This is a genomic window from Bradyrhizobium sp. C9 (assembly GCF_002532045.1).
Classification (GTDB): domain Bacteria; phylum Pseudomonadota; class Alphaproteobacteria; order Rhizobiales; family Xanthobacteraceae; genus Bradyrhizobium.
Window position 1 is genome coordinate 61,081 of record NZ_NWTG01000001.1, and the last position, 15,723, is coordinate 76,803.

The 15,723-nt window shown below is 57.8% G+C and carries 11 protein-coding genes; 9 read left to right on the forward strand and 2 right to left on the reverse strand.

The features are described 5' to 3' along the window. Positions 1-113: 113 nt before the first annotated feature. The 8 genes from cysD to CO675_RS00290 all read left to right on the forward strand — a co-directional run bounded on the left by cysD (position 114) and on the right by CO675_RS00290 (position 12,665). Positions 114-1,013, forward strand: a complete 900-nt coding sequence (gene cysD, locus CO675_RS00250; RefSeq protein WP_097670084.1) for a sulfate adenylyltransferase subunit CysD — start codon at positions 114-116, stop codon at positions 1,011-1,013. Next, the gene (cysN, locus tag CO675_RS00255; RefSeq protein ID WP_097670085.1) at positions 1,013-2,896 is read left to right on the forward strand and encodes a sulfate adenylyltransferase subunit CysN; all 1,884 of its coding nucleotides are present in this window, start codon (positions 1,013-1,015) and stop codon (positions 2,894-2,896) included. Before cysD ends, cysN begins: the two co-directional genes overlap by 1 nt. A gap of 1,806 nt (positions 2,897-4,702) precedes the next feature. Beyond that, positions 4,703-7,114, forward strand: a complete 2,412-nt coding sequence (locus CO675_RS00265) for a 2-aminoethylphosphonate--pyruvate transaminase (protein WP_245452570.1) — start codon at positions 4,703-4,705, stop codon at positions 7,112-7,114. A gap of 31 nt (positions 7,115-7,145) precedes the next feature. Further along, positions 7,146-8,201: a dhydrorhizobitoxine desaturase gene (gene rtxC, locus CO675_RS00270; protein ID WP_097670086.1), complete on the forward strand. Its 1,056-nt coding sequence runs from the start codon at positions 7,146-7,148 to the stop codon at positions 8,199-8,201. Next, a complete protein-coding gene (locus CO675_RS00275; protein WP_097670087.1) occupies positions 8,198-9,016 on the forward strand; it encodes a gamma-glutamyl-gamma-aminobutyrate hydrolase family protein in 819 nt (272 codons plus the stop codon). Before rtxC ends, CO675_RS00275 begins: the two co-directional genes overlap by 4 nt. Before the next feature lie 162 nt (positions 9,017-9,178). Continuing rightward, entirely contained in the window at positions 9,179-10,048 is an 870-nt protein-coding gene (locus tag CO675_RS00280; protein WP_245452571.1) for an EamA family transporter, read from the forward strand. After that, positions 10,045-11,334 (forward strand): ATP-grasp domain-containing protein, encoded by a 1,290-nt coding sequence (locus CO675_RS00285; RefSeq protein ID WP_097670088.1) that lies wholly within the window; start codon positions 10,045-10,047, stop codon positions 11,332-11,334. Before CO675_RS00280 ends, CO675_RS00285 begins: the two co-directional genes overlap by 4 nt. Next, positions 11,331-12,665 carry a glutamine synthetase family protein gene (locus CO675_RS00290; protein ID WP_097670089.1) on the forward strand — a complete coding sequence of 445 codons (1,335 nt, stop codon included), beginning with the start codon at positions 11,331-11,333 and terminating at the stop codon, positions 12,663-12,665. The genes CO675_RS00285 and CO675_RS00290 overlap by 4 nt, the downstream gene beginning before the upstream one ends. 78 nt (positions 12,666-12,743) lie before the next feature. On the opposite strand, the gene CO675_RS41275 is transcribed toward CO675_RS00290, so the two are convergent. Continuing rightward, positions 12,744-13,217, reverse strand: coding sequence for a hypothetical protein (locus tag CO675_RS41275; protein WP_097670090.1), 474 nt, complete (start codon positions 13,215-13,217; stop codon positions 12,744-12,746). Positions 13,218-13,527: 310 nt separating this feature from the next. Between CO675_RS41275 and CO675_RS41940 the strand changes: the two genes are divergently transcribed. Further along, on the forward strand, positions 13,528-13,689 hold the full coding sequence (locus CO675_RS41940; RefSeq protein WP_018270246.1) for a sigma factor-like helix-turn-helix DNA-binding protein: 162 nt from the start codon (positions 13,528-13,530) through the stop codon (positions 13,687-13,689). Positions 13,690-14,139: 450 nt separating this feature from the next. Here the strand turns inward: CO675_RS41940 and CO675_RS00300 are convergent, their stop codons facing one another. Next, positions 14,140-14,283, reverse strand: coding sequence for a hypothetical protein (locus CO675_RS00300; RefSeq protein WP_349644011.1), 144 nt, complete (start codon positions 14,281-14,283; stop codon positions 14,140-14,142). Positions 14,284-15,723: the final 1,440 nt, after the last annotated feature.

Genomic DNA, 15,723 nt, shown 5'->3' on the forward strand with positions numbered 1-15,723 from the left:
CCGGTGGACGCCGATGCGCTATGGCAGGCGCCGATCGCTGCAACGCCTATCGGGCCTATCGCAAGGCAAACGCGGTACTGAACGAACTAGAGATCCCGCATCGTAGAAGACACATGCTGCCGAAACATCTGCGCCGTCTCGAAGCTGAATCGATCGAAATCATGCGTGACGTGGTCGCCGAGTTCAAAAAGCCGGTCATGCTCTACTCGATCGGAAAAGACTCGAGCGTGATGCTGCACATTGCGATCAAGGCCTTCTATCCCGCAAAGCTGCCTTTTCCCCTGCTTCACGTCGACACGACCTGGAAGTTTCGTGAGATGATCAGCTTCCGGGACGCGACAGCCAAGCGCCTCGGCCTCGACCTGATCGTCCATGTAAACGAGGAGGGCATCGCGCGCGGGATCAATCCGATCGACTCCGGCTCCGCGCTTCATACCCAGGTGATGAAGACCGACGCCCTGAAGCAGGCCCTCGACCTCCACGAATTCGATGCCGCGTTTGGCGGCGCCCGGCGTGATGAGGAGAAGAGCCGCGCAAAAGAACGGATACTCTCCTTCCGTTCGTCCGGGCACGTTTGGGACCCCCGCAATCAGCGGCCGGAGCTCTGGAACCTGTTCAACACGCGGATTCGCCAGGGCGAAACCATGCGCGTTTTTGCGATGTCAAACTGGACTGAGCTCGACGTGTGGGAATACATTATGTGCGAGAAGATCCCGGTCGTCCCGCTCTACTTCGCAAAGCAAAGACCGATCGTGCGTCGAAATGGCGCGACGATCATGATCGACGACAAGCGATTGCCGCTTCTGTCTGGCGAGACGCCGCAAATGCGGATGATCCGTTTCCGCACGCTGGGCTGCTATCCGTTGAGCGGGGCTATTGAATCCGACGCGACGACGATCGAAGACATCGTCGCAGAGATGCAGACTGCGACGGTGTCGGAGCGCCAGGGGCGCTTGATTGATGCCGATGAAGCCGCTTCGATGGAGAAAAAGAAGCGGGAAGGCTACTTTTGATGCTTGTCAAGGCGATAACGGAGTCTGTCCAGGCCAAGCCAAAGGATCAGCTGCGATTCATCACGTGCGGTTCGGTGGATGACGGGAAGTCGACACTGATCGGCCGGCTGCTGCACGACAGCAAGATGATCTACCATGATCAGATGACGGCGCTGGAACGGGACAGCGCCAAGCACGGCACGACCGGCCGTGAGATCGATTTCGCGCTGCTCGTCGACGGGCTTGAAGCCGAGCGAGAGCAAGGCATCACGATCGATGTGGCCTATCGATTCTTTGCGACGGAACGGCGCTCGTTTATGGTGGCAGATACGCCCGGCCACGAGCAGTATACTCGCAACATGGCAACGGGCGCCTCGAACGCCCAGCTCGCTATCATCCTCATCGATGCCCGCAAGGGCGTGCTGGTTCAAACCAAGCGCCACTCGTTCATCTGTTCGCTCCTTGGTATCCGCCATCTCGTCCTGGCAGTGAACAAGATCGACCTCGTCCACTACAGCAAAGAGAGCTTTGATCGGATCGTCGCCGACTATGTGGCCTTTGCCAGCGATCTTGGCTTCGAATCGATCGTTCCGATTCCGATCTCTGCCAGGCACGGCGACAATGTCGTCGACCGCTCCGGCAACACTCACTGGTACGATGGTCCCTGCCTGCTCGGCCAGTTGGAGAGTATTGATATCCGGTGCGACAGCTCCGGGCAGGCCTTCCGCTTTCCGGTACAGTGGGTGAACCGGCCGGACCTGGATTTCCGCGGCTACGCCGGGTCCGTGGCTTCGGGAAGCATCTCGGTGGGCGACGACATCGTCGTCGCAGCGTCTGGACGGACCACGCGCGTCACGCGGATTGTGACGCAGGACGGCGATCTGTCCTGCGCCGAGGCCGGCGATGCAATCACGATCACCATTGAAGACGAAATCGATATCGGCCGTGGCGATCTCCTGGCACGTCCGACCGAGCGGCCGGAGCTCGCCGACCAATTCGCCGCTCATCTGATCTGGATGGATGAGGACCAGCTCGTTGTCGGGCGCAATTACATTCTGCGCATTGGATCGCAGACCATAGCCGGTAGCATTACCGCGATCAATCATCGGATCGACGTCAATACACGGGAGCACCTGTCAGCCGGGACGCTTGGCCTTAACGAGATCGGCTTTTGCAATATATCAACCAACCGGCCTGCGGCGTTCGATCCTTACGAGGCCAATCGCAAGACCGGATCATTTATCGTCATCGACCGGTATACAAACCGTACGGTCGCGGCCGGGATGATCGCATGTCCACTGCGGCGGGCGACCAACGTCGCTTGGCAACCCGTTGCAGTGGGACGGAAGGAGCGGGCCGACCTCAAGAACCAGAAGCCCTGCATCATTTGGTTCACCGGCCTGTCCGGCGCAGGAAAATCGACGATTGCCAACATCGTCGATCAAAAGCTGTTCGCAATGTCCCGGCATGCCATGCTGCTGGATGGGGACAACCTGCGGCACGGATTAAATGCGGACCTCGGCTTCTCCGAGGTCGACCGCATGGAAAACATTCGGCGCGCCGGGGAGGCTGCCAAGCTGATGACGGACAGTGGCCTGATCGTAATTTGTTCGTTCATCTCGCCCCACAGGGCCGAACGAGACATGGTGCGCAGTCTGGTCAGCAAGGAGGAGTTTGTCGAAGTCTTTGTCGATACGCCGATCGAAGAATGCGCGCGTCGCGATCCCAAAGGTCTTTATTCAAAGGCGAAGTCCGGTAAGATCAAGAACTTCACCGGCATCGATGCGTCCTATGAAGCGCCGATAAGACCCGAAATTCATCTCAGGACCATGGAGCAGACACCTGAGCAAATGGCCCAGGCCGTGATCGATGTTTTGATGACTCGCGCAATTCTTGGCGGTTAGTGTTCGTCAAACCACCCTCGCATCGCACCATCGATAGCAGGAGATGCCCTCACTAGCCTGCTGGCCCGGCCACAGCGACTCGGGTTAAGCACAGGCATCAATCGGACTCATGCTCCAAAGGAACAAAATGGTCGCGTCCACACGTCGATTGCCGGTTTCTGGTTATGTGCTCGAAATCGACGGTCAATTGAAAACCGAATTCGCGACCAGGGATGGGGCCTTCGCAGGAGCCCAGGAGCTCAAGAAGCGCCGTCCCATGCTCCAGGTCAAAATCTATGATGCCAGGACAAAGGCCAGAGAGGAAGTCCGAGTTCCAGTGGCTTGAGTTTTCCCTTGACGCCGCTTCCCGCGCGTCCGACTTGCGCCACGCCAAGGCTCTCGTAGCCGAGCTGCCGCCGTCGCGGCCATCCAGCTTCGATCTCTCGCGCACGATGAAGAAGGGTAACTCGTTCCTCCGGGTCTAGCCGCATCCGGCGCAATTGTTTGCCAGTACATTGACTTGGGAAGCAGGAGCAGCCTGTCCCGACGCTCGGGCGCTAGGCCTACCCTCCGGCGCGCTGTCTTCAGTTTGGGCCGTGTCCCTCACGTGCGCGCGAGAGCTTCAAAGGGCCGTCTGCGGGGCTGGCTGTGAACATGTCTGCACGAGGCGGGCCGGCAGGGGACAATGCGAAAGCCGCGAGAGAGGCTCGCGACGCCGGTCGCCCCCCACATCCAATTTATGCCGGACCGCTCACCTCCTCAATGAGCCCGCAGCTTGCTGGCGTCAGTTCTCGTGGGGAAAAACTCGACCCAAGGCCGCTAACGGCCCGAGCGAGGGGGTTAGACGCTAAGGGCGAGGCTATCGCTGGCTCGATTTCCGGCATTTTCGACGCTCTGTTTTGAGCTTGAGCGACACCGGCCTCGAGCCGGACGCCGGATCGAGAGTGCGCTCGACATTTGGCAGATCTAGCAGAGGAGCCAACCGAGCAGAACGGCTCGAAGGACTATCCGTCGAGCTCAAACGCCTCATGACTGCGGGCAGGCTCATCGGTCCGCAAGCCGTTGAGCTGCTCCGCGATCGAGTTGAGCATTCGAGCTCCACGACGGCGCACCCCCGGCGGCGGCACTCTGGATCAGCCGTCAACCACGACCCGCACACCGCCGTGATGATCGACTGCGGGACGATCCTGACGTCGAACTATGAAAACTCCGAGCTCGCTTGCCACAAATCACATCGTTCAGCCGCTCGAGTTGGCTTATCGCTTCCTTTGGAGGTGCACGTCAGAAAAAATTCACACGAGAAGAGTTCGGGAGAGGGTTGAAACGCACCTAACGTCAAGTTGTACGATCTGAAAATAGACGGCAAAGGTCGTCAACGTCCCGAATTCTCCAACGAGTGACAGTATGCGAATGTCTCAAGTCTCAGGCTCACGCAGGATCAGGCTCATCAGCAACGGAACGCATCATGTCCGTCACGCGCGGATCGATATCCGCGCGCGATGGACCCGACGTGCACGTTCGTCCGAGCCCCAACGTTCGCCTGAATGCACGGGTTTGGTGTAAACCGATCGACGCCTAGCTAGCAATGCGACGGCGCTCAAATCCTTGCATGTATGATGTGGTGGGCCGCTGGCGAAGCTTGCCCGCGCCTATGGTGTTTCTCCCAGCAGCAGATGAACCGAGAAAGCCTGCGCCCAAGGGGGTGAGGTCGCATCTTCGCGCTTCAGATCCATCGACGAATACGGTTTAAGGGGAATTGGTGTGACTAGACAACGCTCTCTGCTGACGCCTGGTCCATTGTCGCTGTCGCTGGCGGTCAGGAGCCAGATGCTGCTCGACCTCGCATCGCGCGATGGTGAGTTCAAGGAAGTGACCGCCCGCATGAGGCGGCTGATGCTCAATCTGCTGGGAGGTGCCAAGGACTATTCGGTGGTCCCCATTCAGGGGGGCGGGTCCTTTGCAATGGAAGCCGCGCTCTCTTCATTCGTGTCTAGGGCCGACAAGCCGCTCGTTTGCATAAACGGCATCTATGGCGAACGCATTTTCAAGATTCTGCGGTTGTGGGGCGTCGAAGCGCTGAAGCTTGTCAAGCGAGCTACCGAGCCCCTGGATCCCCAGGAAGTTGCCGAGCAGCTGAGCCGAAATCCCGGCGTTACTCACCTATGTCTTGTGCATTGCGAGACGACGACCGGAATCGTCAATCCGCTTGACGCGATCATAGAGGAGGCGAGGCGGCGTGGTGTCAAGACGATCGTCGACGGCATGAGCTCTTTTGGCGCGATTGACATCGACCTAAGCCGTAGCGGACCAGACGTCCTGGTGACATCGAGCAATAAGTGTATCGAAGGGCCGCCAGGAGTAGCTTTTGTCATCGCGTCTCGCGAACTGCTGGAAAAAGCGGTCCAAGAACCAAGGTCATTTGTGCTCGACGTGAGAGACCAATGGCTCTCGCTCGAGCGTACCGGAGAGTGGCGGTCGACCCCACCCACCCACATCGTTCAGGCAACAACGAAGGCCTTAGAGATTCTGGAGGGGGAGGGCATCGATGCCAGGCGCCGCAGGTATGAGAAGGTCAGAGACGATCTCATCCAAGAACTTGAAGGGGTAGTGTCTCCGCTACTGTCCGCCGACTTGCAGTCTCCGGTCTGCGTCGCGTTCAGCACGCCGTCCGGAATCGCGGATCAGGCAGGATTCGATGGGTTATATCGGCACCTGGCAGCCCACAACCTTTACGTCTACTCAAAGCTGCACCTTGCCACGCGGAGTTTTCGGGTCGGTTGCATTGGCGAGATCCAGCCCAGTTGGATCGAGCAGTTGGGGTGCGCCTTTCGTACATATTTTCGGTCCGGTCCGGCTTCATCCATGGGGACGCCGTCAACCCGCCAAGCCTGCGAGCGTGGCGTCGAGATGTCATCGTCCTTCGCAAAGGCCCCGCAGCTCCCGTTCTCTGCCGAAACTGCCGTTCTGCACGCCGGCTACCGACGCGATCCGGTGACGAAAGCTGTCGCAGTGCCGATCTATCAGAACACGGCTTACGAACTTGATGGCGATCTGAATCACATTGCGGACGTCTATAACGTCAAGGCTGATGGATTCACCTATACGAGGATCATCAACCCGACAACCCGCGCGCTGGAAAGAAGGTATGCCGCGGTCGACATGGGGAGTGACTCGCTCGCCGTCGCATCAGGTCAAGCGGCAACCTTCCTTGCCATCGTCAACCTGTCAAGCGGCGAGGTGGGGGACAATATCGTCGCCTCACCGTATCTCTATGGCAATACCTGGAACCTGCTCCACAACACGCTGAAGCGTCTTGGTATCAGCGTCAGGACGGCAGACCCGCGAAGGCCCGAGACCTTCGAGCGTGCCATCGATGATCGCACGATCTGCCTGTTCGGAGAGGTGATTTCAAATCCATGCCTGATTCCGCTTCCGGTCAAACAGCTGGCTGAGATCGGCCGAAAGCATGGCGTTCCGTTGGTGGTGGATAATACGACGACCCCGCTGGTATGTCGGCCGTCAGATCTCGGTGCTGCGATTACGACTTACTCCGCTACGAAATACATATGCGGCCATGGCACGACGCTGGGCGGTCTGATCGTTGACAACGGCAAGTTCAGCTACCGGGGCGCCTCTCGCTTTCCCTTGTTCAACAGTCCTGACGAGGCGCATGGCGGCATCATTTGGCGCAACGCGCTGCAAGATGTCGATGATCTCGGAAAAAGCGAGGTTCTCCTGAAGGCTCGCATGACCTGGTTGCGCGACACTGGCGCGGCCATTGCCCCCTTTGCGAGCTTTCAGCTGATCCAAGGCCTTGAAACGCTGCCCCTTCGCATGAAACAGCACTGCGCAAATGCCAGGATCGTGGCCGACGTTCTTAAGGAGCATCCAAAAGTGCGCCGCGTCTTCTATCCGGGGTTGTTCGAGGGGGCCGATCAGGAAACTGTCGACCAGACACTCAATCCCGCATACGGACACGGCGCGATGGTCATGTTCGAGGTTGAAGACGAGCAGGCCGGGCGGAAATTCATCCAGAATGTCGACCTGATGTATCACGTTTCGAATGTCGGGGATGCCCGTACGCTCGTGACGCATCCTGTTTCAACCACCCACACCACTGTTCCGCGGGAGAAGCGCGAAGCCGCCGGCATATTTGGCGGCTCGATCCGACTTTGCGTGGGCATCGAAGATGTCGACGACATCGTGCGCGATCTGGACAGGGCGCTTTCCGCAATCTGACAACTTGTAAGGCGATCAGGAGGAGGTTCTCATGAATCAGGCAGATGCTTGGAAACTGAGGTCGTCTCGTTATGAGGCTGTTCAGTTCAGCCGGGAGATCAATAAGCAATTGTCCGAGCTGAGGCCGGACAATGTGATGGGAGCGATCTACATCGCCAAGGATTACGCTGTAATTGCCGCTTGCACGCTCGCGACGGTCTGCGTCTCCTGGTGGCTGTACCCGCTCGCCGTTCTTCTGATCGGCGCCTACCAGCGCGGCCTGACCACGATCGCTCATGATGCGGCTCACCGTACGCTCGCGAAGAACACGACCTGGAACTACGTCCTCGGCATTCTGTTCGCGGCCTATCCCCTGTTCCAGCGCCACTGGGCCTACCGGATCTCGCACGTCTATCTGCATCATCCGTATCTCGGCGACCCGGAGAAGGATCCCGACCTGAAGTTCTTCATGGCCAATGGTGTTTACGACGTCCAGCCTCCTGAGCGGTACGCCTTCAATATCATCTGGAAGCCGATATTTGGTGGCGCGACACTGGCCTACCTGAAGTATCTCTGGACCAACCGGTTTTCGATCACAGATTCCGAGGACCAGAGCCGGTCAAGCATACTTGTCGACAAGTATGGCTTTTACCTCTTCTGGATCGGCATCCTGGCCGGATCATACGCTCTTGGGCTGCTCCACATCGTGATCCTGTTTTGGATCGTCCCCTATCTCACAGCGTTTCAGGTTCTTGGCTGGTTTGTCGAGCTCGCCGAGCACTCGCCGATGTGCGAGACCGAAACGAAGAACGTCTATCTAACCAGGAATCGGAAAGGAAATTTCCTGGAGCGGGCTATTCTTGGACAAAACCTGGACGAGTATCACCTCGAGCATCACCTCTCGCCGGGTATCCCATTCTGGCTGTTGCACAAGGCCCAGAAGATCCGGATGCAGGATCCGGGTTACGCAAAGGTTGCCGCGAGCTGGGGAGGGCTCTTCGTCAAGGGGCCGCAAGGTCAACCCAGTGTCATAACTCAGTTGAAGGAGCGAAATCGACGCTTGTATGAGCAATCGCTTGATGCCCATGCGAAGGGGCACGTGGCGTGACATTGCAACGCTCAGACAACGCCCGTGCCGTGGTCGGCGTCACCTCGAACCGTCTTTTGGTCGATGGTGTGCATCGCGACTGGCTGCGGCAAAAATACCTCAAGGCCCTGCTTCATCATGCGGGCGTGGCATGCGTCATATTGCCGACGATCGACGCGGAAGATGCGAGGCTAGAGGTCGGCCTCGCGATCATGGGCGCGCTCGACGGTCTGGTTTTGACAGGGGACGAATCGAATATTGACCCTGCCGTCTTGAAGGCGCCTGCATCACTTCCGCCGGCTGACCAACAGGACGTTGATGGGGGAATCCGTGACCGGCCGCGGGACAGGCTCTCTGCGGTAGCCATTGGGAGCGCCATCGCGCTCGGAATGCCGATCTTGGGCATCTGCCGCGGGCTTCAAGAGCTCAACGTCTATTTCGGCGGCACTCTCCATCCATCGCTTGCCGAGTGGAGACTGGGAAGTGGCCTGATGCATGCCGAGAAACCAGATCGCCCAAGAGACCGTCAGTACGATGCCGCGCACAGCGTGAGGATATCCCCTGAGGGTGCGCTCTTTCCGATCGTGCGCGCCATCGAAGCGCAAGTGAACTCCCTGCATAATCAAGGCATAGAGCTGCTTGCCACCGCACTGAGGCGCGAGGCATGGGCGCCTGACGGACTGGTCGAAGCGGCTTCGGTCGTCGGCGCGCCGACGTTGCAAATCGGTGTGCAATGGCACCCCGAATGGCACGCCTCAACTGATCTCCTGAGCCAGCGACTGTTCACGGCTTTTGGAGAGGCGTGTGTTGCGTACTGCCAAACGAAGAAACATTAGAGGCGGATTGTGACGTTTCAAACCAAGCGCGGTCCGCCCAGGTCGAAAGGTGAGTCTTCCGGAACTGATGGACAAGCGTGGTCCGGGGGGCGGGCCGCGCCGCCCCGCCCGCAGAGCACGGGTGGGCGATTGACAAGACGCTTCGCTCTGGGAGTTCTCTTTGTGGCGCTCTATGTCGTCCTGAGCGCGGCAGGCGAAGTTTATGCGGCATCGTATTTTCAGCGGGCGGATGCGTTCGTCGCTCTCCTCGTGTCCTTTGCCGCGGTCTGTCTGACATTTAATCTGCTGGCAGGTCACGAGAGAGGAACGGCACGGGTTGCGAAGTCGGCGCTCCTGGTGTTTGTGTCGCTCAATGTCGTGACCGCGATCAGTTGGATCGGGTTGTTTATCGGCCTGAAATACACCGAACCGGCGATCGTCGTCGCGTTCATGGTGGCGCTAGGACCCGCTGCGACGGTGTGGTTAAACGCGCTGATCAGGCGCCAGGGCGTCCCTCCAGCATCCGATATCGTCGTGAGCGTGACGATCGCGGCAGTTGGAAGTTACATGATATGGATCTCGGAAACCGGCAACGCCGGGGTGGAGTGGGGAGCTCGATCGTCCTTCGGCATCGTCTTGGCAATCGTGGCCGGCCTATCGCTCGCTCTTACAAATATACTCGTCAAGCTGCTATTCGACCGCGGATTTTCGGGTCGACAGGTGTTGGCGCATCGTTTTTACGGAACGATCCTTTTGCTGCTTGGACTGGTCGACCATTCCTCCATCGTGCTCGAGATCTCGCAGCATTGGCTTGCAATCGCGACGATTGGGCTATCCACGATCATCGTTCCATTGCTCTTGTTCCAGGAGGGTATTCGCCGCGTCGAACCCTTCACGGTCAACATGGTCCTATCCACCGCTCCTGTCATCACGTTTCTGTTCCAATACTTCGATTCTCGTATCGTGCCTTCGCCGCATACGTTCGTTGGAAATGTTCTCATCACGGCTGTTGCCGTCGGCAACGTCTGTTTGCAGTACCGGAGGTCCGCATGAACGAGCGAAATTGTGTAATCGTCGACGCATATTCGACCGGCCGCTTCTTGCCGGAAGAGTTCAAGCGGTATGGAATTTCAACAGTGCATGTGATGTCGGCTGCACAGATTCCGTCGATCTTTCAATCGCATTTCAATGCGAATCTGTATGATGAAGTCATTCGCCCACCCGAGCGCATAGGGTACGACGAGATTGTTGAATATCATCTTCGGGCTCTCCAGGGCAGGGAGCTGGAGTTCGTCATAGCGGGGTGCGAGACAGGAGTTGAGCTGGCCGATTCGATCTCGGAGCGGCTGGGCTTGCCTTCAAATGGCACCGCCCTTTCGGCCGCCCGACGGGACAAATCGCGCCTGTCTGAAGCGTTGGCCTCAGCAGGCGTGCGATCGATCAGACAAGTGGTGTCCGACAATGCTGAAGTGATCGCAAGATGGAAGCGTCAAGAGAGCTTCGATGAGCTTGTGATCAAGCCGCTGAACAGCACAGGCACGGAGGACGTGTTCTTTTGCTCGACGGATGCCGATATTCAGCGCGCTGTAACTGCGATCGTCGGTAAGACGAACCGTGTCGGAACGCTCAATCAATTGGCGCTTGGACAGGAGAAAATCAACGGCCAGCAATATACCGTAAATGCCGTCTCGATCGACGGCGAGACCTTCGTCACGGAGGCCTGGACCTATGACACTGTTCCTATTGAGGGCGCGTCTTCGGTCTGCTCACTCGAGCGGTTATTGGGAGGTAAGGAGCCAATCGTTCTTGAACTGTCCGACTACCTTGAACGTGCGCTGCGGGCGCTTCGGATCACCGACGGACCTGCTCATGCCGAGATCATCGTCGATGATCGGGGACCGGTTCTGGTCGACTTCGGAGCGAGGCTGCAAGGAACCATGTCGGCAAAAGCTAGGACGATGGCGTTGGGCCATAACCATTTGACGCTCACCGCGTGGCGTTACGCAGATCCCAAAGGCTTTGCTGGGTATATGAGGCGACGCGGGGTTTACAAGCGACAGGCTCATGCACTGTGCGTCTCGCTGATTTCCGACATGGGCGGTGTTGTTGCCGGCTATCCCGGACTCGATGCGATCGGCAAGCTGCCGAGCTTCGCGGACGCCATTGCGTTCGTTCCGATAGGGCAAAACCTGGTTCCGACGATCGACTTGGCGTCGACGCCAGGCATTGTGTATCTCGTGAACAACGACCTGATACAGCTTGAGGAAGATTATCGCCAACTGCGTGCGATGCGGATGGACCAGGTGTTCGATTTGGTGCCGCAGGAAGCGAACCAATGACCGGCATCTGCGACAGTTGCACGAATTCAGCCGCTGCGGCGATGATCGGCGTGAGCGACTTCGATGGCATCCTTCGTGGCAAACACGTTCTGGGTGAAGATCTTTCCGCCGGGAATAAGGTCATCAAGTTCTCCGAAGCGGTGCTCGCGTGGGATTGTTCGGACCGCGTCATTCCGGCGGGCTTCACGCAAGAGCCGCAGTCAGTATTTGGGGACGCCGATCTGCGCGTTCTGTCCGGCACCGGCCGTTCGGTGTCTTATGCCGGCGATCAATATCTCTATCTGGCTGAGTTTGCGGGCGCACATGAGAGTGTCTGCCCGCGCGGTATTCTGCGTAAAGTCCTGCAAAGGGTTGCCGACCGCGGATACAGCTGCAGCGCCGGGTTCGAGTTTGAGTTTATGCTGTTCAAGGAGAACGCCGACATAATTGAAGACAAGCCGTTCGGCCAATGGGCTCCTTTGACGCGGGGCCCATTCGGCTACTCGATTGCGCGGTCTGTCGCGCACAGGGAGTTGTTCGGTGAGATCCTGGCGCTTTGTGAGAAGTCCAGAATCCCTCTCAGCGGGCTGCACTTTGAAACGGGACCAGGCGTGATTGAAGCGTCACTTCGTCATTGTGATGCCCTGGAAGCGGCCGATCGAGCAATCATATTCAAGTCGATGATAAAAGCCTGGGCGCAGAAGCGAGGCATGATGGCTACCTTCATGGCCAAGGTTTCCGAGAAATGGCCGGGCCAGTCCGGCCATATTCACCTCTCGATGTCCTCAGATGGTCAAAATGTATTTTACGATAGTGAGGCGTTCCGCAACGTCTCTAAGCTTATGGAGCAATTCATCGGCGGGCAATTGAAATACATGAATGAATTCTGTGTGCTCGCTGTGCCGAATTTCAATAGCTACAAGAGATTGGTACCTGGTTGTTGGGCACCAATCTATCCGAGCTGGGGAATCGACAACCGCTCCTGCGCGGTACGCGTCATTCCGGGAGACCCGTCTGCACATCGTCTCGAATACAGGCTGCCCGGTGCAGACCTGAACCCATATCTTGCCCTCGCATGTGCCATCGGTTCCGGCATATTGGGTATCGAGACAAATGCGGCGCTCCCGGCTTCGATCGTCGGTGATGCAAGCGCGGAGGCCTGCCTTCCATCTGGGAGGCTGCCTCAAAGCTTGGCAGAGGCAACATATCGGTTTGCACAGTCTCCGGCAGCCAATGATGTCTTCGGTGAAAGGTTTGTTGAAGCGTTTTCTTGCTCCCGCCGTTGGGAATGGGAGGCCGTTCAACATCGGGTCACAGACTTTGAACGCCGGCGGTATTTCGAGATCATTTAGCCAGCTTGAGCTGCACAGACCGGCGCCTTCCAAGCATCAACTGATCGGCCGGTTTCAATAAGTCATCCATGTTCTCATTTAGCAGCAGGCGGACGAGCGCTCCAATTGGTGAGTTGCTCCTCCTTGGGGGAAGGGCTCCCGCGTCTTGCGGCCGATGAAGATGTCCGGCGCTGGCACTCTAAGTAATTCCGCAGCCCGCGAGAGCAGCTCACAAACGCGCCCTGTTACGTAATCTTGGAAAGCCTCATAGTGCACGCGCGAAGCGCGATCGGTGTCGGCCATGGCCGCGCTTGTTGCTTCGGCAGCGGGCGCGCTCGGTCTCCCAGCCGACGGCGTGACGCAGTACAATGCGCCGATGCATCCTATGTTGTTAAGGAACGAAGGCTTTGTTGCTCTTATCGTCCGCTCGACCTCATCGGCCAGTGTCCGATGATGAGCTGCCAGCTTGGCGAATAGCTCTTTCTTAGTCGGACTGGTTGCCAGCTTGCTGATTAGCTCACACTCTTCCGCCTCGATCCGAAGTTTTTCCAAGTGCGCCTGCATGTCCTTCATGGAAGGCCTCCCCGCAAGAGGCGGGGATCATCTCATGGGGAACCTGACGGGAACAAGCTATGACAACAGATGGCGACCGATGGAAAATGATGGGCTGAGCACATCCCGTTCGTCTAATCCGAACTAGGACACGCCAAGAATCAAATCAGGACACGGGGCCTGGATACGGATAGCGCTCTACCTCGTGCTCGTTGTGGTAAGGACACGCCCTGCGACAGATTAGAGCCCGGTGAAAAACCGGACAGACAGGCTAGCCAATATCTGCGATCCTCTCCGACATTTCAGGACGGAACAATTTTGGGGAGTTCCAATGCCCGCGTGGTCCGCAGCGGACGAACAGCGACTACTGCAATTGGTTCGAGAAACAGGCCTCACGCAGCGCGAGATCGCTCAGAAGCTCGGGCGGACTGAGGCAGCGGTGAGCGGGCGATTGATCCTTATTAGGAAGCGCGCCGCGGAGAGGGCGGATTAACCCCAAGTGCGGAGCCAATTTTTGTAAGGATTCAACGCAACGCCGCCCGCTTAAAATACATGCGAGCGGCGCTTGCTCTAGCCCCAGGAAGGTTGTTGGCAAAATCCTGATAGATACAGTTTGGCACAAAATGCAAATCGCGCGCATACCTAAGAATGGTTAACGCGTCCGTAAGAATACGGGAAAAAGTGGCAAAGCTCGGTTCCCTCGCTCGGCCCGCCTCTTGTGCGCCAAGTAGCATACGCTCACAGAGGGCCAGCTCATCCTGCGAACACGGTCAGGCTTGACCATATCGACCAGGTGGCGTGAGGCTTTCTTAGCTTCGCTGCAATGTCGTTCGTCGTTCCCCGTCGTCGGCCTTCTTCTCATCCAATAAGGCGATCCTTTGGCTTAACGTCGACTCGGCCTCGGCGGGTAATCCCCTTGCTGGGTACGCCGCAGGCTCGTGGATCATTCCCGTTGCGAGCGCGTGAGCAGCTTGGGGTTTCCTTGTAACCTGACGAGCTCCAGGTTTTCGATGCCAAAGTCGGTGAACGCCTGAACGCCATCTTCGCCGACGCCATAGACCCAGATCAAGCCGTCCTCGATCTGCATTTCGATGGCAATGTCGCTAACCCAGTCTTCGTCTTCACCAAGAGGCCTTCGCCGGTGCGATATACTTCGTCAAACGATCGGCAGCTTCATCGGCACCCACAATACAGTTTCACACTCATTCGGCTGCTTGAGGCCAAAAGAAGAGGCCGTCAAGCGGCCTGCGTTTGGTTCTACATGAATAGGGCAATAGCCATGATTGCGATGGGGCTCAGCCCGAGCGCCACGATGAGCGCACTAAAAGGTATATCACTGCCCATGACACAACTCTCGCGATTGAGGTTGAAATCCTATGCCCGGATGCTGGGTGGCCGCTAGTGCAATTTGTGCCACGGCAATTTCAAGACACGATGGGCTTCCTCTTTACTTGTGAGGCAGCTTCTCCGGGAGCGATGAGTGCTCGATGCAGCCGTGAGGCGCCGGAACTAGGTCGAAGTCTCGACTTGCGTCAGCGTCGAACCCCCTGGAGAGCGGCCAGCCTTTACCTTCGATATCGGGATTGAGCGAAATCCCTGCCGGGGATCAAAACGCCCGTCAAGTGCCCCAAGGATCCGCTCGGCGGACAGCAGTTGCCGATCCGCCTTGGCTAGACCCCTTGCTCCGATTGGCGAAAACGAACGCAAAAGGGCGGTACCGGTCGGAAGCAGATTAAGCGTCGGCTCGGAGCAGCAATGAAGAAGTCGCTAGGAACGATGCTCGCGCGGTGAGCGTTGGTCTGCGTCGCTCATAAGAAGAGCGGCATCGGCGGATGAACGTGCCCCGGCTCTTGCTCCCAAAAGGGCTGGGGACGCATTCTGGCTCGTTGACAAGCGCTTTTCCATTACGTGGGCGAGAGCGCCCTGTTGATCTATCGAAATGGTTGAAGGGTTTGTGAAGCTTTCGTCCTCGATGCCGCGGTCGTTGTTCGGGCTACTACCTATGGGTTCACTAGCTAACGTGACGACGAGGCAAAAAGGCGGGCTAAGGGATATCTGAATGTCCACGAGTTCATCGAGCGTTGGACTGACCATCGGCGAGTCTTTCGTATGAAACGCGGGTCCGAGTGAGCTAGCCAGCCGGAGGCCTGGTTGGACTGGCCTTCCGTCCTTGGCGACGGCAATCCCATTTCCTGAGTTCACTTTCATGCGTAGCCGTTCGCTCGAACTCGTGCGCGCGCTGGATACTCGGCAACCATTTTCATCGGATGGCATCCGCAAACACCACGTCCAGCGGGTCCTGTCTCTTACCTGTCGCCCTGGCTCTGCAAGATTTGCTTCATGAATTCAGCGCGCTCCTTTGTAAGTTTCTCAGCTCGATCGCCATTCTTTAGCAGTGCTGGACCCTTGCGTTCTCGATCGTAGACCATCCAGCCCGTCCTTCCCATCCGAACGAGGAATCTGGATTGCGTAGGGTGTTCGGCGTAATTCACTGGCGCCCCAACAGGCAGGTGCAATCCCACAATTG